Source organism: Aliiglaciecola sp. CAU 1673 (genome assembly GCF_029223185.1).
Lineage (GTDB): Bacteria > Pseudomonadota > Gammaproteobacteria > Enterobacterales > Alteromonadaceae > Bowmanella.
Window position 1 is genome coordinate 12,426 of sequence record NZ_JARHUG010000011.1, and the last position, 21,945, is coordinate 34,370.

The 21,945-nt window shown below is 51.9% G+C and carries 21 protein-coding genes; 10 read left to right on the forward strand and 11 right to left on the reverse strand.

From position 1 onward, the window contains the following. The first annotated feature begins 107 nt into the window (after positions 1–107). Both P2G88_RS11675 and P2G88_RS11680 read left to right on the forward strand, forming a co-directional pair. A complete protein-coding gene (locus P2G88_RS11675) occupies positions 108–2,063 on the forward strand; it encodes a TonB-dependent receptor plug domain-containing protein (protein ID WP_275796136.1) in 1,956 nt (651 codons plus the stop codon). An 8-nt stretch (positions 2,064–2,071) separates the two neighbouring features. Next, positions 2,072–2,443: a rhodanese-like domain-containing protein gene (locus P2G88_RS11680; protein ID WP_275796137.1), complete on the forward strand. Its 372-nt coding sequence runs from the start codon at positions 2,072–2,074 to the stop codon at positions 2,441–2,443. Between the two features lie 785 nt (positions 2,444–3,228). On the opposite strand, the gene P2G88_RS11685 is transcribed toward P2G88_RS11680, so the two are convergent. The 3 genes from P2G88_RS11685 to suhB all read right to left on the reverse strand — a co-directional run bounded on the left by P2G88_RS11685 (position 3,229) and on the right by suhB (position 6,989). After that, complete coding sequence (locus P2G88_RS11685) at positions 3,229–5,304, reverse strand: M12 family metallo-peptidase (RefSeq protein ID WP_275796138.1); 2,076 nt, start codon at positions 5,302–5,304, stop codon at positions 3,229–3,231. Positions 5,305–5,713: 409 nt separating this feature from the next. Then, the gene (locus P2G88_RS11690) at positions 5,714–6,061 is read right to left on the reverse strand and encodes a hypothetical protein (protein WP_275796140.1); all 348 of its coding nucleotides are present in this window, start codon (positions 6,059–6,061) and stop codon (positions 5,714–5,716) included. 151 nt (positions 6,062–6,212) lie between these two features. Then, positions 6,213–6,989: an inositol-1-monophosphatase gene (suhB, locus tag P2G88_RS11695; protein WP_275796142.1), complete on the reverse strand. Its 777-nt coding sequence runs from the start codon at positions 6,987–6,989 to the stop codon at positions 6,213–6,215. Positions 6,990–7,126: 137 nt separating this feature from the next. On the opposite strand from suhB, the gene trmJ reads away from it, so the two are divergent. The 3 genes from trmJ (at position 7,127) to P2G88_RS11710 (ending at position 9,547) form a co-directional block, all read left to right on the forward strand. Next, a complete protein-coding gene (gene trmJ / locus P2G88_RS11700) occupies positions 7,127–7,894 on the forward strand; it encodes a tRNA (cytosine(32)/uridine(32)-2'-O)-methyltransferase TrmJ (RefSeq protein ID WP_275796144.1) in 768 nt (255 codons plus the stop codon). An 18-nt stretch (positions 7,895–7,912) separates the two neighbouring features. Next, positions 7,913–8,710, forward strand: coding sequence for a serine O-acetyltransferase (gene cysE, locus P2G88_RS11705; RefSeq protein ID WP_275796146.1), 798 nt, complete (start codon positions 7,913–7,915; stop codon positions 8,708–8,710). Between the two features lie 108 nt (positions 8,711–8,818). Continuing rightward, positions 8,819–9,547 carry a transporter substrate-binding domain-containing protein gene (locus tag P2G88_RS11710; protein WP_275796148.1) on the forward strand — a complete coding sequence of 243 codons (729 nt, stop codon included), beginning with the start codon at positions 8,819–8,821 and terminating at the stop codon, positions 9,545–9,547. A 1-nt stretch (position 9,548) separates the two neighbouring features. Here P2G88_RS11710 and P2G88_RS11715 read toward each other — a convergent pair whose 3' ends face one another. Then, positions 9,549–10,232 carry a DUF6090 family protein gene (locus P2G88_RS11715; protein WP_275796150.1) on the reverse strand — a complete coding sequence of 228 codons (684 nt, stop codon included), beginning with the start codon at positions 10,230–10,232 and terminating at the stop codon, positions 9,549–9,551. Between the two features lie 265 nt (positions 10,233–10,497). Between P2G88_RS11715 and iscR the strand changes: the two genes are divergently transcribed. The 5 genes from iscR to P2G88_RS11740 all read left to right on the forward strand — a co-directional run bounded on the left by iscR (position 10,498) and on the right by P2G88_RS11740 (position 15,761). Next, the gene (gene iscR, locus P2G88_RS11720) at positions 10,498–10,977 is read left to right on the forward strand and encodes a Fe-S cluster assembly transcriptional regulator IscR (protein WP_275796152.1); all 480 of its coding nucleotides are present in this window, start codon (positions 10,498–10,500) and stop codon (positions 10,975–10,977) included. A gap of 9 nt (positions 10,978–10,986) precedes the next feature. Continuing rightward, a complete protein-coding gene (locus tag P2G88_RS11725) occupies positions 10,987–12,165 on the forward strand; it encodes an IscS subfamily cysteine desulfurase (RefSeq protein WP_275796154.1) in 1,179 nt (392 codons plus the stop codon). A 189-nt stretch (positions 12,166–12,354) separates the two neighbouring features. Beyond that, positions 12,355–13,959: a winged helix-turn-helix domain-containing protein gene (locus P2G88_RS11730; protein ID WP_275796156.1), complete on the forward strand. Its 1,605-nt coding sequence runs from the start codon at positions 12,355–12,357 to the stop codon at positions 13,957–13,959. A gap of 159 nt (positions 13,960–14,118) precedes the next feature. After that, a complete protein-coding gene (locus tag P2G88_RS11735; protein ID WP_275796158.1) occupies positions 14,119–14,955 on the forward strand; it encodes a class I SAM-dependent methyltransferase in 837 nt (278 codons plus the stop codon). Between the two features lie 26 nt (positions 14,956–14,981). Then, a complete protein-coding gene (locus tag P2G88_RS11740) occupies positions 14,982–15,761 on the forward strand; it encodes an NnrU family protein (protein ID WP_275796160.1) in 780 nt (259 codons plus the stop codon). 53 nt (positions 15,762–15,814) lie between these two features. On the opposite strand, the gene P2G88_RS11745 is transcribed toward P2G88_RS11740, so the two are convergent. From P2G88_RS11745 to sufB, 7 genes are all read right to left on the reverse strand, one after another. Then, complete coding sequence (locus P2G88_RS11745; protein ID WP_275796162.1) at positions 15,815–16,222, reverse strand: SufE family protein; 408 nt, start codon at positions 16,220–16,222, stop codon at positions 15,815–15,817. A gap of 36 nt (positions 16,223–16,258) precedes the next feature. Continuing rightward, positions 16,259–16,792 (reverse strand): putative Fe-S cluster assembly protein SufT, encoded by a 534-nt coding sequence (sufT, locus tag P2G88_RS11750; protein WP_275796164.1) that lies wholly within the window; start codon positions 16,790–16,792, stop codon positions 16,259–16,261. A 6-nt stretch (positions 16,793–16,798) separates the two neighbouring features. After that, the gene (locus P2G88_RS11755) at positions 16,799–17,155 is read right to left on the reverse strand and encodes an iron-sulfur cluster assembly accessory protein (RefSeq protein WP_275796166.1); all 357 of its coding nucleotides are present in this window, start codon (positions 17,153–17,155) and stop codon (positions 16,799–16,801) included. A 10-nt stretch (positions 17,156–17,165) separates the two neighbouring features. Beyond that, entirely contained in the window at positions 17,166–18,383 is a 1,218-nt protein-coding gene (locus tag P2G88_RS11760; RefSeq protein WP_275796168.1) for a SufS family cysteine desulfurase, read from the reverse strand. Next, the gene (sufD, locus tag P2G88_RS11765) at positions 18,380–19,630 is read right to left on the reverse strand and encodes a Fe-S cluster assembly protein SufD (RefSeq protein ID WP_275796170.1); all 1,251 of its coding nucleotides are present in this window, start codon (positions 19,628–19,630) and stop codon (positions 18,380–18,382) included. Before sufD ends, P2G88_RS11760 begins: the two co-directional genes overlap by 4 nt. Continuing rightward, a complete protein-coding gene (sufC, locus tag P2G88_RS11770) occupies positions 19,627–20,388 on the reverse strand; it encodes a Fe-S cluster assembly ATPase SufC (protein ID WP_275796171.1) in 762 nt (253 codons plus the stop codon). Before sufC ends, sufD begins: the two co-directional genes overlap by 4 nt. Positions 20,389–20,471: 83 nt before the next feature. Then, positions 20,472–21,908: a Fe-S cluster assembly protein SufB gene (gene sufB, locus P2G88_RS11775; RefSeq protein ID WP_275796173.1), complete on the reverse strand. Its 1,437-nt coding sequence runs from the start codon at positions 21,906–21,908 to the stop codon at positions 20,472–20,474. Positions 21,909–21,945 lie beyond the last annotated feature (37 nt).

Sequence of the window (21,945 nt, forward strand, 5' to 3'; positions counted from 1 at the left end):
ATCAAAGCAAAAAACGCCGGGTTTTCCCCGGCGTTTTTTTTGCGTCGATATTGTGACTTCAGCCAGGTTGAACTAGCTTAAAAGGACTCCAAAGAGTCACTAACATTATGAAAAAAAAGCTGTTTAGCCTCTCTTTAATGTTCTCCTGTGGGCTTGGTGCACAGCAGGCCTCGCAGCTATTCGAGATGTCATTGGATGAGCTTCTGAATGTGTCGGTAACCACGCCGGGAAAATTTGCTCAATCGTTGGATGCTGCCCCTGGGGTGACCACCGTGATCACCCGTGAAGAGATTCAATCTCTGGGAGCCGGCAGCCTTTACGAAGTGTTGGAGCGGGCGCCGGCGGTGCAGATGATGGGGTCCTTTTTCTATCCGCAGAACCTGGCTGTTATTCGTGGCATGCAGCTCACCCATGCCAGCAATGAAGTGCTGATTTTGCTCAATGGTCGTCCCATGCGCGACAGTTTTACTGGCGGCGAGAACTTTGCGTTTTTCACCGCCTTTCCCATCGACAGTCTCAAGCATATCGAGATTATCCGCGGACCCGGCTCAGTGTTATATGGCAGCAATGCCTTTGCCGGCGTGATTAACCTGGTCACTTTGGAGAAGCAAGCCGAACCCAAAGTAACCCTTGCTGCCGGATCCGAAGGCAGACAAGCACTGGAACTACAAAGTGGCTGGCAAGGCGAGGAGGGCAACCTCAACCTGTTTTTCAGAGGGTTTAAAGAGGACGGTTGGCAATTTTCTGCGTTGGACAATGGTGCGCAGCCAGGGCAGTTTGATGCCGGCGAGAAAAATCATAGCCTGTTAGTGACAGCCAATATTGGTGGCTTGGAGATTAATGCGTTACATGCATACAGCGAACAGGATTTTTGGGGTAGCGTGTCCAGCTGGACTTCAGGGCCCGCGCAGGACGAGCGTCAGGCCAGCTCACGCAGAGCGCTGCTGGATGTAGGATACAGCCTGGAAATCAGCGAGCCATTGACGCTGGATCTTAATGCCGGATACGCCTCCTCGGATTTCAGCCACTATAACTACGATGCCAGCAGTGACAACTATTTGCTGGAAGCCATGCTCGATTACCAGATGGCCGATGCCGGACGCTGGCTGATGGGGGGAACCCTCTGGCATCAGAGCATCGACACCACCCCAGGCCTGTCAGTGGCGCCGATCCCTGCCTTCTCGCAGAACTGGTACAGCTTCTATGCGCAGTATCAAAGTCGCAACCAGACGCCGCTGAACTGGTATTTGGGCACCCAAATCAACAAAGTGGAAAATGTGGATGCCAATACCGAGTTTCGCGCCGGTATTGTCTACCAGTTAGATGCTAAACAGGGCCTGAAGCTGGACTATGGTGGTGCATTCCGGGCCGCTTATGCTGTCGAGACCCAGTTTGACCTGATTATCTGCTGCGACGACCAAGGCAATAATCGTGGCGGGCTGCGCGGCAATCCGGCCCTTGAGCCTGAGCAGGTCGATACGCTGCAGGCGCAGTATTTTCGTACCGAAGGCGGGCACCGTTATGCCCTATCCGTCTTTTACAGCGAGCTGAGTGAGTTGGTGGAAAGGCAAAGGGCCGCCGACCGCGTATTGGACTTTGTTAACCGCGGTAGTCTCGATGTGTATGGCTTGGAACTGGAGGGCCGTTATATTCTGGATGCCAGTCAATTCAACTATTCCTATAGTTATCAGAAGAATAAAAACCACGGTGTCGATGACTTCAGTCTGATGCCAAACCACTTGGTAAAATGGAGCTATTTGTGGCACGGCTCACAAGATTGGTCGGCGGCCATTCATCATACCTGGAGCAGTGGCTTTCATAGCAATAGCATCCGAAACCCCAATACCTTTGTGGTTAACCCCGAGCCGGGTGCGTATCATCTGCTTGGCTTGACGGTGACCCGGCATTTTCAAATCGGGACCAAACAGGCCGAACTCAGTTTAACTGCCGACAATGTGCTGGATGAAGACATCTATCAGCCGGAGATTGCCGGTCGTACTATTAACAGTCATCCCGCCAGGGCAGGTGCCAACGCCATGCTGTGGCTCTCTATCGTGTTGTAGGAGGAAGGGTGGAACATAGCCCGGGTTTCTTAAAGCTGACTAACGCGGCCAAAACGCAAGTTAAAGAATGCCAGATTACCGACGTAAAGGAATGGCAAGGGCAAGGCAGAGCCTTTGTACTGCTGGATGTAAGGGAAGATTTGGAATGGCAGGCCGGGCATCTGCCTGGGGCTGTACATATTGGGCGGGGGGTACTGGAGCGGGACATTGAACGTCTTTACCCCAATCCCGACACGCCCTTGGTGCTTTATTGCGGTGGCGGCTATCGTTCTGCCCTGGCAGCGTTGTCGCTTAAAGAGATGGGCTATCGCAATGTGCAATCCATGGACGGTGGTTATCGTGGTTGGACCGAACAGGGCTTGCCTGTTGAGCAAGATTAAACACTCTAACCCCCGTCATTCCCTTATGTAGTTAAGGGGAACATTCCCGCTGCTCCTGATTCCGTCATTCCCGCATGTAGTAAGCGGGAATCTATGCGAAGTCATACCCTCCTAAGTCTGTTATTGGATGCCCGATTAAGACATTCGGGCATGACAACATCCGGCCAATTCCGTGAGCTTCCACCCAGTCATTCCCTTATGTCGTTAAAGGGAACATTCCCGCTGCTCCTGATTCCGTCATTCCCGCATGTAGTAAGCGGGAATCTATGCGAAGTCATGCCCTCCTAAGTCTGTTATTGGATGCCCGATTAAGACATTCGGGCATGACAACATCCGGCCATTTCCGTGAGCTTCCACCCAGTCATTCCCGTATGTTTCAAACGGGAACATTCCCGCTGCTCCTGATTCCGTTATTCCCGTATGCAGTAAGCGGGAATCTCTCCCGGATTCACTCCAACCCCGGACTTGCCTGGATGCCCGATAACAGCATTCGGGCATGACAACAGTCTGCCATTTTCCCAACCCTAACCCTGTCATTCCCTTATGTAGCTAAAGGGAACATTCCCGTATGTTTTAAACGGGAACATTCCCGCATTCGCCTCTGTCATTCCCGCAATTAGTAAGCGGGAATCTCTGTGGGCTTAACTCCGTACCCCGGTCTTTAATGGATGCCCGATAACAGCATTCGGGCATGACAGACCACAGGCTTTGGCGGGCTTAATAAAAAAAGCACCGCCTGCGGGAGCGCCAGCAGGCGGGCCTTGAATGTTGCTGCTGAAGACGTGCTATCCGCACTTCTTACCGCGGCAGGAGGAGCTGCCACCGGTGACCGTCACTTCCGCCCAGGCTGTCCACTCTGAGCTGCCGGCGGCGTTGCTGGCGCGCACCCGATAGTGGAAGGTGTCGGCACCACTGCTGTCGGTAAAGGACTGCTGGTCGGCGCCGGTTGTCAGGGTTTGCAGATCCTGCCAGCGACCGCTTTTATGCAGGCGTTCGCGCTGGATTTCAAACGCCGTTTCGTCTGCGCTGTTGTCAGTCCAGCTGATAATGGCGGTGCCGTTTTGTCCGTTTTGCACCGCCAGCCCAGATGGGGCAACCGGTGGGTTCACCTGCGGTGGCTCAGCAGCGGTACTCGCGCAGGCAACTGCCGATGATGTGCTCTGGTTTCCACTGAGATCTCTGGCTTTCACGCTAAAGCAATATTCGGTCTCTGCTAAGAGATTGGTGGCAGTATATTGGGTGCTGGTTTGCCAGGCACTGTCGGCACAGCCTTGCCCACCGCTGGTGCAGCTGAATTGATAACTCACTACGCCACCACGATCATCCGTGGCCACCTCTGCTTGCATCACAATCTCACTGGCACTGTGCGCCAGGGGCAATTGCGCAAAGCGCATGGGGTTTGGATCCGGTGGGGTGACATCCGGCGTGGAAACGGTAACCTGACCAGAGAGATAGTAATGGCCCTGACTGGCGTAATCGCTGGCATAGGTGCCGGCAGTGCCGTAAACCTCAAGCACATAGATGCCTTCTGCTAAGGTTGTGCTGATACTGGCTTTGGTATCCTCAGCATTGGCACTGTCTGCCACCAGTTGACCGTACTGGTCATACAAACGCAGACCGATATCCAGGTTGGCGCCACGGCGCGAGGTACGGGTAAATGCCGCCCAGGCGGGCACAGCTTCAATCTGCACATTTCCGGTACCGGCCATAAATTGGAACCAGTCGCTGTCGCCTACTTGCACGGTGCCTTTATTATCGGCAACAACGTTGCCCGGATCGGTTTGTCGGTTGGTTGCTACAAACTGACCGTTGCTGTCTATCACCAGCATCTGCGGCGAACTGGCATTGCCCTCTTGGTCATAGGCATAGCCTAACTTATTACCGATAATGGCAATATCGTCCTGGGTTTGGTTAGCATCCGGGTATTCACCGCGGCTCCATTGGGTGACGTTCTTGTCGTAGCCCACACCCATAATGGGGGCCCAGCTTTGCAAATCCGCGTTGGCGCCAAGACCACGGTAATAGCTCTCAGTTGACGTACCATCATGGCTTAGCCCTAAGTTATGACCCATTTCGTGGGAGCCGGCTTCAGCCATATAGTTGGCGGCACTGGCCAGGCGGTTGTAGTACACCAATGCCGGTTGGTAATAGGTAAAGTTACTACGGCCCCAAACATTCACATAGGCCACGCCGCCGGCGCCCTGACTGGGCATGGCGGTGCCATTGGCATCGGTATCTTTGGTAAACAGCAGCCAGCCGACATTGGGGCCAAACTGGTTGGGAGCTTCGGTGGTCACATCCACATCGAAGGCCGCATAGTCGTCGGCGATGCGGGTCCAGATTTCATGGATACGGCTAAGTTCGGTGGCGTTGAAGCTGGAAGGATCACCATCCAGATCGTAGGGCAGGGTGTCATAGCTGGCGCCACTGCCCCAGGCGCGCCCACTAAAGGCGCCGCCGTCGAAATCCAGGTAAATCTGTTTAGCTGCGCCGGGTTTACTGTGCAATCGAAAAACATCTACCGGTGGTAAGGCCGTTGCGCTTGCGCCGCTCTCTGCGGCTGGCTCGGTCAGCTCAACTAAACCTTCTTCCACATAGAACAGTTCACCATTGGCATCCGCTTCCATTAGCAGCGTATCGATGGCAGGAATGCCCAATGCCGCTAACTTATCCAACACCTGCTGCTGAATATGCGCCGGTAATTTCGACAGGCTCTGCTTCAGTCGGCCATCAGGAATATGCGCCAAGGCTTGTGGCGGCAGGGCTTGGGAAAAAGAAGATGGGGCGACCAATAAAGTGGAAAGCGCCAACCCCACACCGGCAACAATCTTGTTCAATCGAATGTTTTTCAACAACATCATTCGTTACTCCGAAGGCGTTTCTTAAGTTCATTTTGAGCTAAGACGCACAAGGCCTGTTTATTGAGCGTTTTCACTCGATAAGTGCCTGGGAAACAATCTCCAAGCACTAAAAATGCGTTTCAGGAGTTTTAGTCCTGACCCGGTTAGCCTATCAAAGAAAAATTTTTGAAACGTATGACGAAAATATAAGCGGTGCTTCTGTTTATACTTTTGAATGGGATTCTTTTTAGGGGGTTGTATGGATCTGTATTTAAAACCGCGGGTTGTGATTTTTATATGAGAATGCTGAAAGTTTTCGGGTATGGGTGAAAATGCCTAATGGCAGGGGATTTACAGAATACGAGTCTCCCAAAGGTAGCGTTTTCATGCTGCAGCATGGTTACTCAACAAGCTTTGGACAATCAATCCACTATCGGAGTAATCGTAAAATCTCATTTCCCTGGTCTGAAACAAGCAGCGTTTTACAGTCCTTGCTAGTCAGTCCAACGACAATGTAGTCCTCCTTGGCAGCGTCGTACATTCTTCCTGACCAAAGATTGTGCCCGGTTGAATCTTCGGCCAAGTCCTTAATGACCGTTAAACCGGCTGCTTGTGGTGCTACCTCATGTTTTTCAACGGTGATAATGCTATTGAGGGTATCGATATTGAGCCAGGCTGCTTTGTCTGCATGCTTCCAGGTACCGGCAATATCACAGCCTGCAGCGGCATAAGATGTAAAAGCAAGAAGCATCAGGGCGGTTGTTGTTCTTAAAAACATCTGGGTATTTTCCTAAGCACTATGGAGCCTTTTCAGGCGATAAATAGTAAAGCAGATTATGCCATATCAATTCCGAATATCTGCCTCAATGAATAGGCAACAAAAAAGGCGGTAAACACCGCCTTTATGTAATTGATTTGGGTTGGTCTGATTAGACCTTCAGTGCACGTACCAGACCCTGCACTACTTTGGCGCCACCGCAAACTACCGCGCCAGTGCGCATAGGCTCATGACCACCGTCAAAATCGGTAACCAGGCCACCGGCTTCCTGCACCAGCAAGCTGCCTGCGGCGATATCCCATGGCTTGATGCCTTTTTCCCAGTAGCCGTCAAAGCGACCGGCAGCCACGTAGGCCATATCCAGGGCCGCAGAGCCGCTGCGGCGAACGTCGCCACACTGGCTGAAAATGGTGCTGAAACTGCTCATATAGCCGTTCAGGGCTTCTTTCTTTTTGAACGGGAAAGCGGTGGCCAATACGGTGCCACTTAAGTCACGGCTTTTGGTGCAACGGATACGGTAGCCGTTCAGCTGGGCGCCTGAGCCTTTGCTGGCGGTAAAGAGTTCGCCACGCATAGGATCGAAGACCACGGCCTGATCCAGCTTGCCTTTATAAAGAAGGGCAATAGACACGGCAAAATGGGGAATGCCTTTGATGAAATTGGTGGTGCCGTCCAAGGGGTCGATAACCCATTTAAAGGTCTCATCGCCTTCAACAATGCCGCCTTCTTCGCCGACGAAACTGTGATCGGGAAAAGACTGTCTGATCTTGTCGATAATGGCTTGCTCTGCTTCTTTATCGATTTGCGTTACGTAATCGTTCTCGCCTTTAAGTTCTGTTGCCAGATCGGCACGACTTTCATAACCACGGGAAATGATATTTCCGGCCACGCGCGCGGCGCGCACTGCGATATTCAGCATTGCATGCATAGACTCACCACCAATTTTAAAAGAACGAAGATGTGGATCTGAGAACTGGTTAAAAAGTAGACCAACCTCAAAGCGGCGCGCAGTCTATCAGACCCGACCGTCCTTGCCAAGTCGCTTTAAATGAACCAGATGGCTTTATGCCTGTGTTATTATGCCGGGCTATCGAAAAAGGCAGTACATCTAGCAACATGCAGAATATTCGAATCGTTCTGGTTAATACCTCACATACCGGCAATATTGGCTCCGCCGCCCGCGCCATGAAAACAATGGGGCTGGAGCACCTGTATTTGGTGGACCCGGTCACTGAACCGGACGGTCAGGCCAGTGCCCTGGCAGCAGGTGCCACCGATATCCTGGCCAAGTGTAAAATTGTCGGCTCGTTGGCAGAGGCCGTTGCCGACTGTGGCTTGGTGGTGGGCACCAGTGCCCGTTCACGTACGTTACCCTGGCCGATGCTGGGGCCCAGGGAATGTGGACAGAAGTTGGTGCAGGAAGCGGCCAGTTATCCCGTGGCCCTAGTCTTTGGTCGTGAGAGCAGTGGGCTTAGTAACGAAGAGCTGCAACAATGCCATTTCCATGTGTGTATTCCGGCTAATCCTGAGTACAGCTCACTGAATCTGGCGGCAGCGGTACAAACTCTGTGCTATGAAATTCGTATGGCCCATTTGGATGCTACCGAGGTCCCGGCACCAGAAAGTCCCTATCCCCTTTCTGAGGATCTCGAGCGTTTTTATGCGCATTTGGAACAAACCCTAAGTAAAACGAATTTTATTGTGGCCAATCATCCGGGTATGGTGATGACTAAGTTGCGCAGGTTATTTAATCGTGCACGCCCTGAGTCCCAGGAGCTCAATATTTTACGTGGCATACTCGCGTCCATCGACAAGCTCGCGAACAAGCAATAAGGAACGCCCCAAGGCATCATGTTCGAACGCATTAAAGAAGATATTCAAAGCGTCTTTCATCGCGACCCTGCAGCCCGCACTACCTTTGAGGTGCTGACCAACTATCCCGGCTTGCACGCGATTTGGGTCCATCGGCTCACGCATAAACTATGGCGGGCAAACTGGAAATGGCTGGCACGCACGCTGTCTACTCTGGCGCGCTGGCTGACCGGCGTAGAAATTCATCCCGGCGCCAAGCTGGGGCGGCGCTTTTTTATCGATCATGGCATGGGTGTGGTGATCGGTGAAACCGCTGAAATTGGCGACGATGTTACCCTTTATCATGGGGTGACCCTCGGCGGCACCAGTTGGAGCGCCGGAAAGCGCCATCCAACGCTTTTGGACAATGTGGTCATCGGCGCCGGCGCCAAAGTTCTGGGGCCTATTACCATCGGTAAAGGGGCCAAAGTGGGCTCCAATTCGGTGGTGGTCAAAGACGTGCCAGAAGAGGCCACTGTGGTGGGCATTCCCGGACGTATTGTCGCGCATAAGGCAGAGAAAGCCGAAGGCAATAATCACCGCGATAAAATTGCCAAGAAATATGGTTTCGATGCCTATGCCGTATCACCTGACAATCCCGACCCGGTCGCCAATGCTATTGGTCAACTGTTGGATCATCTGCATATGCTGGACACTAAAGTGGAAGACATGTGCAAGGCCATTAATCAGATAGGTGGTAATGTCTGCGACAAGGCACTGCCTGCCATTGAACTGGAAGAGTTTGAGAAGCCTGAAGTCGCTAAGAGCGAGGCGCAGACACAAAAGGACCTGGACTGATTCAACATAAGTGCTAATGCCCTTGCTATGCATTACTCTTCATTCTGTTAAGTTGGGTAATTAAGGGTGACGACCACAATAGGCTGGCTCACCTGGTGAGGGCAGAACGTGCTTCGAATCGTTATTTTTGTCACATTCTATTCAGTGCACTTAATCGCTGTGGCAACGCCATGGGTTGCAGTGACCGAGGATGCGCCGCCGCTGCAATATATTGTCGATGGTCAGGTACGCGGCGTGACCACCAAGCTGGTGCGCGACGTGCTGGCACAAGCCAAGATCCCTGCTCGATTTGAAGTCTACCCCTGGGCAAGGGCCTTCGATAAGGCGCTAAAGCGACAAAACACCCTGCTGTACTCCACCATCCGCACTCCTGAAAGAGAGTCGCAACTGCAATGGATCGGTAAATTGGGGCGCTTTCATTTAAGTTTTATGGCCCTTGAGCAAAATACCGAATTTCAAATCAACTCCACTGCCGATGCTAAAAGTTATGTGATCGGGGCCATGCGCGATGATTACACCCACGATTATTTACTTGCCCATGGTTTATCGGATAAGAATTTGGTGGTCAGGAGTTCTCTGCAGGAATTGTTGGACCTACTGTATAAAGGCTTAATAGACTCGTTCGTGGTAGATCGCTACCTGGTGTGTGATTTGGCTGCACAGTATGATTATGATTGCAGTCTGATGAGGGTGGTTTATGAGGTGCCGGAACTCTCCGTGGATGTCTATCTCGCTGCCAACAAAGATTCCGAACCCTCAGATCTTGCGCGTCTAGTTGAGGCCTTTAAAACCGTAAAAGCCCGGCCGGAATATCAGAAAGGCTTTGCCGGCTATTAACTTATTGGCTATCGGTAGTCAGCTCCCGATCAAGCTCTTCGATAAGGCCGTCAATGCCCTTCACGGCCGAGTTGTAGACATCATTCTTTTCAACAATCAGCCCGGCCACCAAATAAAAGATATTATTGAACTGGTAGCTGTATAGGGCCTCAGGCTGTTCCACTGACAGCGGGTTGAATTGAATGATTTCCACAACCCGTATAATGATGTCGTCCATCACCGCTTGTTTATGAATATCTTCCAGTCTTTCGATATAGGAATAAAGCCGCTCAAGGTTTTGAAAGCCGGCGATAATGGTTTTGTTTCTAATGTGTTTAATTTCGCCGCTGTTAATCAGCGTCTGATAGGCGCTACTGCTTTGTCTGAAATCAGAAAAGCTCTTTAGATCAGAGGCATAAGCCGCCAACTCGGCGGCTTTTTGGCGGTCATTGGCAATGATAATTGCCCTGGCTTCTTCGTATCTTTGCAAGAATTCACTGCCATCCTGGATTTCAGCGAGCAATAAATTCCTGTCTTGCAGCAACTCGGACTTCATACTCTGGTAATACTGAAATTCCAGCTTTCTGTTTTGTTTGTCTTTGTCCCAATTGTCCAATTCCAACGCAATCAGGATACCCACGACTACCAGTGCGATTTCGCCCAAGGCATACAAGAAATATCTCAACGATTGGGATTCTTTGAGCATGAAGAGCTTCTTTAATTTGAGATGGATAAGCACAGTCGGGTCTGATTATCTTTTTGGTTAATAGTTGGATTAGTTGCCGAATACGAAGGTACCCTCGAGATTCAATGTAGATTAAGGGCCGAAGGCGGGCAATAGATCCCAAGCCCAACGTCCCCGGAAAAAAGCAATTGAGGAAGCCAATACCCTACTAAAGAGTAGGGCTAAATACTTTACTAAAATAGTCGGGTATGGCATGCTCTGGCCCCTGATCTAGAGGGTTTTCGCCATGAAATTGACATCCAAAGGCCGCTATGCCGTCACTGCTATGCTGGACGTGGCGTTGCACTCACAGCGCGGGCCTGTATCCCTGGCCGATATCTCCAAGCGCCAGGAAATCTCCCTGTCTTATCTTGAACAATTGTTTGCCCGTTTACGCCGTCATAAGCTGGTGGAAAGTGTGCGCGGTCCCGGTGGTGGCTACAAATTGGGTTTGCCGGCCGAGCGTATCTCTGTGGGCCAGGTGATCCACGCCGTGGATGAATCCGTGGATGCCACCCGCTGCAGTGGCAAGTCCGATTGTCAGGGCGGTGAGCGCTGTCTGACCCATAGCCTGTGGAGTGATCTCAGTAATCGTATAGCCTTATTTCTGGACAGTATCACGCTGGGCGAGTTAATGGCGCAGCACGATGTGCAACAAGTGGCCATGCGCCAGGATAAGCAAAAGCGCTATGATGATCAGGACATGAAAATCTCCTTAAGAATGTAATCGCCAGTCATGAAAAAGCCCGTTTATCTGGATTATGCCGCTACCACCCCCGTGGATCCCCGTGTGGCCGAAAAAATGTGTCAATGCCTGACCCTGGATGGCATCTTTGGCAACCCCGCGTCGCGCTCCCATCGCTATGGTTGGCAGGCAGAAGAGGCGGTAGATGTGGCCCGTAATCACATTGCCGAACTGGTGAATGCCGATCCCCGTGAGATCGTCTTTACCTCTGGCGCCACCGAATCGGATAACCTGGCCATTAAAGGTGTGGCTTATCAGCATCGCAATAAAGCCTGCCCTGAACAGGGACAACATATCGTCACTGTTGCCACCGAACATAAAGCGGTGCTGGATGCCTGTGCTCAGCTTGAGCAGGAAGGCTTTGAGATTACTTATTTGAAACCCAAAGCCGACGGTTTACTGGATCTTGAAACCTTTAAAGCGGCGTTGCGTCCCGATACCCTGCTAGCCTCGGTGATGCATGTGAATAATGAAACCGGGGTGATCCAGGATATTGCCGCCTTGGGACAAATTTGCCGCGAGCACAATGTGTTGTTTCATGTAGATGCAGCGCAAAGCACCGGCAAGGTGGCTATCGACCTGCAAAGCTTGCCGGTGGATTTGATGTCTTTCTCTGCCCATAAAAGTTACGGGCCTAAAGGCATTGGTGCGTTATATGTCAGGCGTAAACCCAAAATTCAGATTCAGGCCCTTATCCACGGCGGTGGACATGAACGGGGGATGCGCTCCGGCACCCTGGCTACCCATCAGATTGTCGGCATGGGAGAGGCTTTTGCCATCGCCAAAGAAGAGATGGATGGCGAGAACGCTCGCATTCTGGCCTTGCGTGAGCGGCTGTGGCAGGGCATTAAAGATATTAAAGGCATTCAGCTAAACGGTAGCGCCAGTGCGCGTATTGCCGGCAATCTGAATGTCAGTTTCGACGGTGTGGAAGGGGAGAGCCTGTTAATGGCACTGACCGATATCGCGGTCTCCAGCGGCAGCGCCTGCAATTCTGCCAGTGTGGCGCCTTCCTATGTACTGACTGCCATGGGCATACCTGACCAACTTGCCCACAGCGCTATTCGCTTATCTATCGGGCGCTTTACCACTGAGGAAGAAGTGGATTTTGCCATCGCTCATATCAGGGAGACCCTGGATAAGTTGCAGGCAATGGCCATCAACTGGTGATCTCGTCACTCAACGGGTCCTAAGTGTGTCACCTTTCTTTCTCACTGACTCCTGGCAAAAGCGATAGCGCATTTGCCTTTCCCGGCTGTTTGCTGGTGGGATTGTTTGTTATGAAAATTGCGATTTAATAGACATTTACCGATCTTTACGCTTTTTTCAATGTAGTGAAACGATGGAATGACCGCTGCAATGAACTTCACCTTTGATCATTTTGAAGTCGATACCGCCAATTACCAATTGCGCTGCAAGGGCGAACCTTTGGCTATTGAACCTCAGGTGTTTAACCTGCTTGCCTACCTGTTGCGCCATCGGGACCGGATTGTCAGCAAGTCGGAGTTAATGGATAACCTGTGGGCCGGTAAGGTGATCAGTGATTCCACCCTCAGCAGCTGTGTTAAGGCAGCGCGCAAAGCTATTGGTGATGGTGGTAAAGCGCAAAAATACATTGCGACCATAAACCGAAGAGGCTTTCGTTTCATCTTTGATGTTAATGAGTCCGGCGCCGCTGAGATTGATCCCCAGACAGGCAGCGCCGGTATCGATGAGCAGTTGCGGCAAAGCGCCATAGCCGGAAGTCAGGAGGGGGGCAGTGTTTGCCTGTTTCCCATTCGCGACATGACGCCAGACAAACGTATTGTGGTTGCCGTTTTACCGTTCCAATGCACAGGCTCTGATCTGATAGCCTTCTTCGCAGAGACACTTTACGAAGACATTAATATTCATCTGGCCAGAACCCCGGGGTTTCTGGTGACCTCCCGCAATACTGGGGCCTATTATCGGGCCAATCCTTCCAGCCACAGCAGCATTGCACAAGAGTTAGGTGCCCAATATGTGGTGGATGGCACGGTTCGTTGTCTTGGTGAGCAGGTGAATTTATCCATCAAATTGGTGGAAGCCACCAATGAGCGAGTGCTGTGGGGTGTGAGAAAGAATGTGCCGATTGGTAACCTGACCGAGCAGCTTGAAGATATCACCCTGAATATTACCAGTGCCATTGAACCGGAAATCAACAGGGTGGAATTTGCCACGTTGCGAAAACGCCGCCAGGTTGATCTTGGTGCCTGGGAATTGTACCGCCAGGGACACGCAGTATTGGGATTAAAAGGCTGGAGTGAAGAGAGCTTTCAGGAGTGTGCTGATTTACTGCGCCAGGCCATCAGCAAAGATCCTGAATTGGCCTTCGCCCATGCCTATTTGGCGTTGACACTGGCCATCGGCCATTTGGTCGGTTTGGTCAATCATGACGGTTGGCACGAGGAAGCAATGGCTGCTGCCGAGACAGCTATCGCGTTGGATAGCCAGGATCCGGATGTGCTGGGTTACGTAGGTTGTGCCTTTGCCGACATGGGGGATTTTTTTCGCGGTATCAAGTTGCTGGAACGTTGTGTGGAACTCGATCCCAGTAATGCTCAAGGGTGGGCGGCATTGGGGGCGGCGCAGCTGCAGATTGGCCAGGAACAGGGCTTTGCCAACATGTACCACGGCATTCGCATCAGTCCCAGGGATAATCGTATCGGTGCTTGGGGGGCTTTGCTTGCCAGGGCATTACTCAGTTATGGGCGCTTAGATGAAGCCATTGAGGTGGCCCAAAATGCCTGTGCTTTTGATGATAAAATCTTTTTACCCCGTATCGTATTGGGCATTGCTTTGGCGCTGGCTGACCAACCCGAAGCCGCTGCCACCGCCATTGAAGATGCGCGTCGTATTCGCCCCAAGCTGACCCTGGATGATATTAAACGCTTCGTGCGACCCGAAGAAGTGCAGAAAATGCAGCAATATGCCTTGTTTGGCTGAGGGTTTATTGCTGAAAACTACTGCATTTATAAAGACATAGATATCCCCACCTAATCTCCACAAAACCTGCAGGTTTTCTTCAAGCCGCCTTAGTGATGTCTCCCTATCATTGCTCCTGTCGAGACAATCATGTCTCACTAACCATCAGGAGATGAACTCATGTTAACCATCACAAAACAGCAACCAACACTGGATATCAATTACGCCGCCGTTAAGGAGAAGCAACGTTTAACCTGGGGCTCAGGGGATTATGGTCGTATTGGAGTGACCCTGCAGATCACCGGCGAGCAGTTGTGTGAATCCATGGATTTAAAATCCGGCGAGTCTGTATTGGATATCGCCAGTGGCAATGGCAATGTGACGTTGGCTGCGGCACGCCGCTTCTGCCATGTTACCTCTACTGACTATGTCGAGTCTTTGCTGGACCAATCCAAAAAGCGTGCACAAGCCGAAGGACTGGACATTGAATACCAGTTTGCCGACGCCGAAGCCTTGCCATTTGGCGATAGCGCTTTTGACAACGTCGTTTCCACCTTTGGCGTCATGTTTACGCCCAATCAGGCTCAGAGTGCCAAGGAATTGCTTCGGGTTTGTAAATCCGGCGGCAAGATTGGCTTGGTGAATTGGACACCTGAGGGTTTTGTCGGCCAATTGTTTAAGCTTATTGGTAAGTACGTAGCCCCGCCTGCGGGGTTGAAATCTCCTGCACTATGGGGCACCAGGCCCTTTATTGAGGAGCACTTTGCCGGCCTGGCAAGCGATATTACCTTTCGCAGCAGAGAGTTCGTTTTCCGCTACTGTTCGGCGCAGCACTGGATTGATTTGTTCCGCGCTTACTACGGACCTGTGCACAAGGCTTTTTCCGTCCTGGATGAGAAGCAGGCAGCCTGTCTGGAGCAAGACATTCATCAACTGATTGCCCGTTTCAACCGAGACCAGGATAACACCATGGTGGTGCCTTCTGAGTATTTGGAAATCGTCGTACAGAAGCGTTAAGTCGGCACAAGTATGAGGGTAAGATCATGAAAAGTACCAATCAATACACAAGCAATGTTTTGGCATTTGATGTTGTGGATGTTAGCAAACGCCTTGTTGTGCTGGTTTATGGCTTATTGGCTTATGCCATAGGTTGTTTTGGACTCTTCTGGCTGATCCTTGGGGCAGGCGCATTTGCGCCTGTTGGCCTCAGTGATTGGCAAGCGGAATCGGTTTGGACAGGACTATTGGCAAATACAGGCCTAATTTCCTTATTTGCCGTGCAACATACGGTAATGGCCAGAGAGAAATTTAAAAAGTGGCTGAGCCAATTCCTGCCTGAGGCAGCCGAGCGCTCCACCTTTATGCTGATGTCGGGGGTGGTGACCTGTATCATCATGTACTTCTGGCAGTCTTTGCCCGGGGTGGTTTGGCAGGTACAGAATCAGATTGGGATGTGCGCCATTTACACAGCCTATGTCGCCGGGATCTTGTATCTGTTATTGGCGACTTTTGTCACTAATCACTTCGAACTCATGGGATTGCGCCAGGTGTATCTGTACTTCAGAAACATCCCCTACACGCCGTTGGCCTTTACTAACAAGTATATGTATCGCTATAGCCGCCATCCGATGATGCTTGGTATGCTGATATTACTCTGGTCAGTGCCCACCATGACAGTCACGCGATTGGTGCTATCGGTGCTATTCACCTTGTATACAATGGTGGGGATCTACTTTGAAGAGCGGGACCTCATCAAAAACTTCGGCGCCACCTATCAGAAATACAAGCAGCAGATTGCTACTTTTATTCCTGGCATTTACTAGGTGGTGGTAGGTTTTAACCCAGCTTCTGCGCGTCAAGTTTGTCAAACAGGAGGCTAGTGATGCTTTGCCAATCCCTGAATTTTGCCGACAATGGCGCGCAGGCCGTTACCGCGGGTGGGGCTGATATGACGCTCCAGATCCAGTGCCTGAAAATAGCCGTCGATATCAAAGGCCAGAATGTCCTGTGGGCTTTTATCGTTATAGGCAGCCATTACCAGGGCCAGTAAACCGTTAACGATAATGGCGTCGCTGGCCACTTCAAAGTGCAGTTTGCCGTCTTTTTCCTGCGTTTCCAGCCATACATTGCTCTGACAACCGCGCACCAGCCGATCTTCGGTTTTCAGGTTGTCATCCATGGCGGGCAGGTGTTTGCCAAGATCGATAATATATTGGTAGCGCTGCTCCCAATCATCGAAAAATTCCAGATCCTCAATGATCTCCTGGCTGCTGGGTATTGCCATAGGGGTAGTTGTCCTGCGTTGTTCTTTGCTTCTAGCTTAAAAAAACAGCCCGGCTTCAAGCTGTGCTTCTTCGCTCATCATCTCACGGGACCAAGGTGGATCGAAGACCAGATTGACCTTAACGCTCTTTACATTGGGTACCATGGACACGCGGTATTCTACATCACCCACCAACACCGGTCCCATGCCACAACCCGGGGCGGTCAGGGTCATATCAATCAATACCGCTTTTTGCTGCTGGTCGATGCAGACCTTATAAATCAGGCCAAGAGAAACCAGATTAATTGGTATTTCAGGGTCGTAGATAGTCTCCAGCGCCTGCCACACCTGGGCTTCGACAATATTGTCATCGGCTGGTGGCTCGAAATACAGCTCTTGTGGCTTGCGTCCCAGGGCGTCGGCATCGGTGCCATCAATCCGCAGCATATTGCCATGCCAGGTAACGGTGTAATTACCGCCTAAGTCCTGGGTCAAGGTCACAAATTCCCCTTCAGGGATCACCTGAATTTGCCCGGAAGGCACGCGCCTGGCTTTACAGTCACGTTGGGTGACCACCATTCTTTGCTGCATGAATGGTTAGCTCACGTTAAAGCTTTCGCCGCAGCCGCATTCATCGACCACATTAGGGTTATTGAATTTAACCAGGCCATTGATACCTTCTTTGACATAATCAATCTCGGTGTCACGCACCAGATTCAGGGCATCGAAGGCGACCGCCACTTTCAGCTTGTCGCTGGCCTCTACAATAATATCGGTGGGCTTGGCTTCGTCGGCGAGATCCAACACATAGGCATAGCCGGTGCAGCCGCTGACCTTGGTGGAAAGCCGCAGCACTTTGCCAGGCGCCTTGGCGACTTTGCTCTCAAAATGACGGATGGCAGCATCTGTCAGAGAAATCACGGTTTGTTCGGGAACGAAGGTTTCAACACTCATTTTTTACCTCCTAAGCCAACATCATCTGGGCTTTTTTCAAAGCCTTAAACAGCATGTCCACTTCCTCCAGGGTGTTATAGATGGAGAGAGAGGCGCGGGCGGTGCCGGGCACACCCAGGCGGCGCATCAAAGGCTGCGCACAATGATCGCCGGTGCGTATGGCCACACCCTGCTTATCCAGAATAAAGCCCACATCAGCAGGGTGACTGCCTTCGAGGATAAAACTCATGACCCCGATTTTATCCGGCGCTGTGCCTACTAATCTTAGACCTTCAAAAGCCATGGCTTGCTCGGTGGCATGGGCCAGCAATTGCTTTTCATGAGATTGTACGGCGGCTAAATCCAGACTCTGGAACCAGGCGATGGCCGCGGCCATACCGATGGCGCCGGCAATATTGGGCGTACCGGCTTCAAGACGATTAGGCAACGCACCCCAGGTGGAGCATTCGTAGGTAACCTTGGAAATCATTTCGCCGCCGGTCTGCCATACCGGCCAGTCTTCCAATACGGCTTTGCGTCCCCACAGCACACCGATGCCGGTGGGACCAAAGAGTTTGTGCCCGGAGAAGGCGTAAAAGTCACAGCCGATATCCTGCACATTTACCTGACCATGGGCGACACCTTGGGCACCGTCAATGAGCACCAGGGCGCCTTTGGCTTTGGCCATGGCGGCAATCTCTTTGATCGGATTAAGCGTCCCCAGTGCATTGGACACATGAGGCAGAGCTACCATCTTGGTGCGCTCGTTTAGTAGTGTTTCAAAGGCGGCTATATCCAGCGCGCCGTTATCCAGAATGGGTGCCACTTTCAGAGTGGCGCCAGATTGTAAACAAGCCTGCTGCCAGGTAACCAGATCCGCATGGTGCTCCATCTCGGTGACCAGCACTTCTTCACCGGTTTTCAGGCGTTTGCTCATGCCATGGGCGACGATATTGATGCCTTCGGTGGTGCCACTGGTCCAAATCACCTCTTCCCGTGCACTGGCATGGATAAAGCCGGCGACTGTGTCGCGGGCGCGCTCATAACGGCGCGTGGCTTCATCGGACAGATAATGTGCACCACGATGCACGTTGGCATTGCACTGGGTATAAAAGTTAACCAGGGCGTCAATCATGGCCTGCGGCTTTTGTGTGGTGGCCGCATTGTCCAGATAGACTAAGGGCTTACCGTCAACCTGCTGGGCAAGAATGGGAAACTGCTGACGCAGGGCCAACACATCCAGGCTCATTTGACCTCCATCTGTTCAAAACGGCTACGCAGCATGGGCGCTAACCAATCGGCCAGAGCCTGGTTGGGCAACTCATCGATCAACTCCTGGATAAAACCATAGTTGAGCATTACCAAGGCCTGGCTGCGGGAAATACCGCGGGAGCGAAGATAATACAGGGCCTTTTCTTCAATTTCGGCAACGGTGGCGCCGTGTGCGCACTTAACGTCATCGGCGTAGATTTCCAGCTCCGGCTTGGTGTTAACCTGGCCGCGACGGGATAACAGGAGATTGCGGTTATTCAGCTCCGCCAGGGTTTTCTGGGCATGACGATGAATATGAATACGGCCGTTAAATACCGCTTTGGCGCGATCACCAATAATGCCTCTGGCATTTTCTTCGGTGGTGCCGTGGGCGACCGCATGTTCCACACAGCTATGCAGATCGAAGGTCTCACCAGTACCTAGCAGGTAGATGGCGTTAAATTTGGCATTGGCATGTTCGCCGCCATGGACAATATCCACATCCAGACGTGACAGGTCGCTACCAAAGGCCACCAGGGAACTATTCAGCTGTGCCTTCTCATCGAGGAAAAAGTGATTGCCGCCCACATCCAGGGCTTTGCCGCTACGCAGGTTAAGGCGGTAATGTTCAAGCTGTGCGTTTTTCTCAATTTTGTATTCGGCAAACTCGGTGGCCAGGCTGCTTTGTGCGCCCAACGCATGCTCGATAACACAGACTTTTGCGCCTTCACCCACACGCACCAACAAGCGATTGTGGGATTCACTGTCTTTTTGCGACAAATAGACAATGCGTATTGGCTGAGTGATGTCAGCGCCGGCTTCGATATCCAGCAGCAGGCCATCAATGGCAAGTACATCATTGACCAGGCCAAACAAATGCTGCTTGGGCTTGATACTGGCAAACAGGGACAGGGTCTGCTGCTGTGCCTGGCTTAAGGGCAGAATGTTAAGCCCCTTGGGCAGGCTTAAGCCGCTAAGATCAGTGACCAGACGGCCGCCACAGAACACCAGGTCCAGGCTGTTTACACCGGGAATGGCGGGTATATCGGCAATCTTCTGATTGGTAGCACCCTCGACCAGAGTCAGCTGTTCGATTGGCGTTAAAGAGGTATATTTCCAGGCCTCAACACGGCGATTGGGCCAGCGCTGCTGACGAAGCAATGAGAGAGCTTCGCCACGCTTGGCACTGAGATGATCACTGACCTTTTCGGCGCGTTCGATTACCTGCTCAAGCCATTGGCTCATGCCTCTTTCTCCTCGCCTTTTGCACCGAGCCAGGCATAACCGGTTTTTTCCACTTCCTTGGCCAGTGAAGCATCGCCGCTTTTGACAATCTTGCCATCGGCCAGAATATGCACAAAGTCCGGCTCAATGAAATCCAGCAACCGCTGATAGTGAGTGACCACTATAAAGCTGCGATCTGGGCTGCGCTGGCTGTTGACGCCCTTGGCCACTACCTGCAGGGCATCGATGTCCAATCCGGAGTCTGACTCATCAAGGATGCAAAGCTTCGGCTCGAGTAGTATCATCTGCATGATTTCGTTACGTTTTTTCTCACCGCCGGAAAAGCCTTCGTTAACGCCACGCTTAAGGAAATCCAGTGGCAGGTTGACTTGCTTACAGGCTTCTTTGGCTTTTTTCAGAAAGTCGGCAGCGCTCAGGGCTTCTTCGCCGCGGGCTTCGCGAATGGCGTTCACCGATTCCTTCATAAATTCCATATTGCTGACGCCGGGGATTTCCACCGGATACTGGAAAGCCAGAAACAGACCGGCGCGGGCGCGCTCTTCGGTTTCAAGGTCAAGCAAATTCTGGCCCTGCATTTCCACGCTCCCTTCGGTTACTTCGTAACCTTCGCGGCCTGACAACACATAGCCTAGTGTGCTTTTGCCGGCGCCGTTAGGGCCCATAATGGCGTGCACCTCGCCTGGACGAATCTCCAGATCCAGACCTTTCAGGATGTTTTTTTCTTCTACACTGGCGTGCAAGTTGCTGATTTTTAGCATGTGATACCCCAAATACGAAAACTGACGATGACAGGTGGTGGCCAGCCTGCGAGGCTTAACCTACAGGGCTTCGCCGAGTTGGCTTAGCCCACCGAACCTTCCAGGCTGATTTCCAGCAATTTGCCGGCTTCTACGGCAAATTCCATCGGCAGCTCTTTAAACACTTCTTTACAGAACCCGTTAACGATCATGGACACGGCCTTTTCGGCATCCAGACCGCGCTGCTGACATAAGAACAGCTGCTCATCGCTGACCTTGGAGGTGGTAGCCTCATGCTCGACGATGGCAGACGGGTTACGACTTTCAATATACGGAAAGGTATGGGCACCGCACTGATCGCCAATCAACAGCGAGTCGCACTGAGTAAAATTACGTGCGCCGTCTGAATTGGGGCCCATCTGTACCAGGCCGCGATAGGCGTTGTTGGCATGCCCGGCGCTTATCCCTTTGGAAATAATGGTGGACTTGGTGTTCTTGCCCAGATGGATCATTTTGGTACCGGTATCGGCCTGCTGACGACCACGGGCCAGGGCCACCGAGTAAAATTCACCAACGCTGTTGTCGCCTTTCAGGATACAGCTTGGGTATTTCCAGGTAATGGCCGAGCCGGTTTCCACCTGCGTCCAGGAGATATGGGCCTTGGTATGGCAAATACCGCGTTTGGTAACGAAGTTGTAGATACCGCCCTTGCCATTTTCATCACCGGGATACCAGTTTTGTACAGTGGAATACTTGATCTTGGCGTTATCCAGCGCGACCAATTCTACGACCGCGGCATGCAGCTGGTTTTCATCACGCTGTGGCGCGGTACAACCCTCGAGGTAGCTGACATGGCTGCCCTCATCGGCAATGATCAGGGTGCGCTCAAACTGCCCTGTGTTTTGTTCATTAATTCGGAAATAGGTGGACAGCTCCATAGGGCAGCGCACGCCCTTGGGAATATAAACAAAAGAGCCATCGGTAAACACCGCGCTGTTCAACGCAGCAAAGTAGTTGTCCGAACGTGGTACTACTGTGCCCAGGTATTTTTTTACCAGATCAGGGTATTTGTGTACCGCCTCGGAGATAGGGCAGAAAATGACCCCGGCTTCTTCCAGCTTTTCCCTGAAGGTAGTGACCACGGATACGGAATCGAATACCGCATCCACGGCAATACCGGCCAGCATCTGCTGTTCATACAGCGGAATGCCCAGCTTTTCATAGGTGCGCAGCAGCTCAGGATCGACTTCATCCAGCGACTTGGGCTTGTCTTTCATACTCTTGGGCGCTGAGTAGTAGGAGATGGCCTGATAGTCGATCTTGGGGTAATGCAGATGAGCCCACTCAGGCTCTTCCATCTTCAGCCAGGACTCATAGGCTTTGAGTCGCCATTCAAGCATCCATTGTGGCTCTTGTTTCATGGCGGAAATGCGGCGGATCACGTCTTCGTCGAGGCCGGCGGCAAAGGTTTCTGATTCAATCTCAGAAACGAAACCGGCCTCGTACTTGCGAGATAGCGCCTTTTCGATTTGTTCACTCATAGTCTGGTCTCAATCACTGTCTGATCGTTTGGCCGCA

What these genes read in the sequence shown, in the direction of transcription:
- sufB (WP_275796173.1), bottom strand. Translation starts at nt 21,908, where the DNA reads ATGAGTGAACAAATCGAAAAGGCGCTATCTCGCAAGTACGAGGCCGGT.
- cysE (WP_275796146.1), top strand. Translation starts at nt 7,913, where the DNA reads ATGTTCGAACGCATTAAAGAAGATATTCAAAGCGTCTTTCATCGCGAC.
- P2G88_RS11735 (WP_275796158.1), top strand. Translation starts at nt 14,119, where the DNA reads ATGTTAACCATCACAAAACAGCAACCAACACTGGATATCAATTACGCC.
- P2G88_RS11715 (WP_275796150.1), bottom strand. Translation starts at nt 10,232, where the DNA reads ATGCTCAAAGAATCCCAATCGTTGAGATATTTCTTGTATGCCTTGGGC.
- P2G88_RS11760 (WP_275796168.1), bottom strand. Translation starts at nt 18,383, where the DNA reads ATGAGCCTGGATGTGTTGGCCCTGCGTCAGCAGTTTCCCATTCTTGCC.
- P2G88_RS11745 (WP_275796162.1), bottom strand. Translation starts at nt 16,222, where the DNA reads ATGGCAATACCCAGCAGCCAGGAGATCATTGAGGATCTGGAATTTTTC.
- P2G88_RS11730 (WP_275796156.1), top strand. Translation starts at nt 12,355, where the DNA reads ATGAACTTCACCTTTGATCATTTTGAAGTCGATACCGCCAATTACCAA.
- P2G88_RS11755 (WP_275796166.1), bottom strand. Translation starts at nt 17,155, where the DNA reads ATGAGTGTTGAAACCTTCGTTCCCGAACAAACCGTGATTTCTCTGACA.
- trmJ (WP_275796144.1), top strand. Translation starts at nt 7,127, where the DNA reads ATGCCTGTGTTATTATGCCGGGCTATCGAAAAAGGCAGTACATCTAGC.
- P2G88_RS11740 (WP_275796160.1), top strand. Translation starts at nt 14,982, where the DNA reads ATGAAAAGTACCAATCAATACACAAGCAATGTTTTGGCATTTGATGTT.
- sufD (WP_275796170.1), bottom strand. Translation starts at nt 19,630, where the DNA reads ATGAGCCAATGGCTTGAGCAGGTAATCGAACGCGCCGAAAAGGTCAGT.
- P2G88_RS11685 (WP_275796138.1), bottom strand. Translation starts at nt 5,304, where the DNA reads ATGATGTTGTTGAAAAACATTCGATTGAACAAGATTGTTGCCGGTGTG.
- P2G88_RS11690 (WP_275796140.1), bottom strand. Translation starts at nt 6,061, where the DNA reads ATGTTTTTAAGAACAACAACCGCCCTGATGCTTCTTGCTTTTACATCT.
- iscR (WP_275796152.1), top strand. Translation starts at nt 10,498, where the DNA reads ATGAAATTGACATCCAAAGGCCGCTATGCCGTCACTGCTATGCTGGAC.
- sufC (WP_275796171.1), bottom strand. Translation starts at nt 20,388, where the DNA reads ATGCTAAAAATCAGCAACTTGCACGCCAGTGTAGAAGAAAAAAACATC.
- suhB (WP_275796142.1), bottom strand. Translation starts at nt 6,989, where the DNA reads ATGCATGCAATGCTGAATATCGCAGTGCGCGCCGCGCGCGTGGCCGGA.
- P2G88_RS11725 (WP_275796154.1), top strand. Translation starts at nt 10,987, where the DNA reads ATGAAAAAGCCCGTTTATCTGGATTATGCCGCTACCACCCCCGTGGAT.
- sufT (WP_275796164.1), bottom strand. Translation starts at nt 16,792, where the DNA reads ATGCAGCAAAGAATGGTGGTCACCCAACGTGACTGTAAAGCCAGGCGC.
- P2G88_RS11675 (WP_275796136.1), top strand. Translation starts at nt 108, where the DNA reads ATGAAAAAAAAGCTGTTTAGCCTCTCTTTAATGTTCTCCTGTGGGCTT.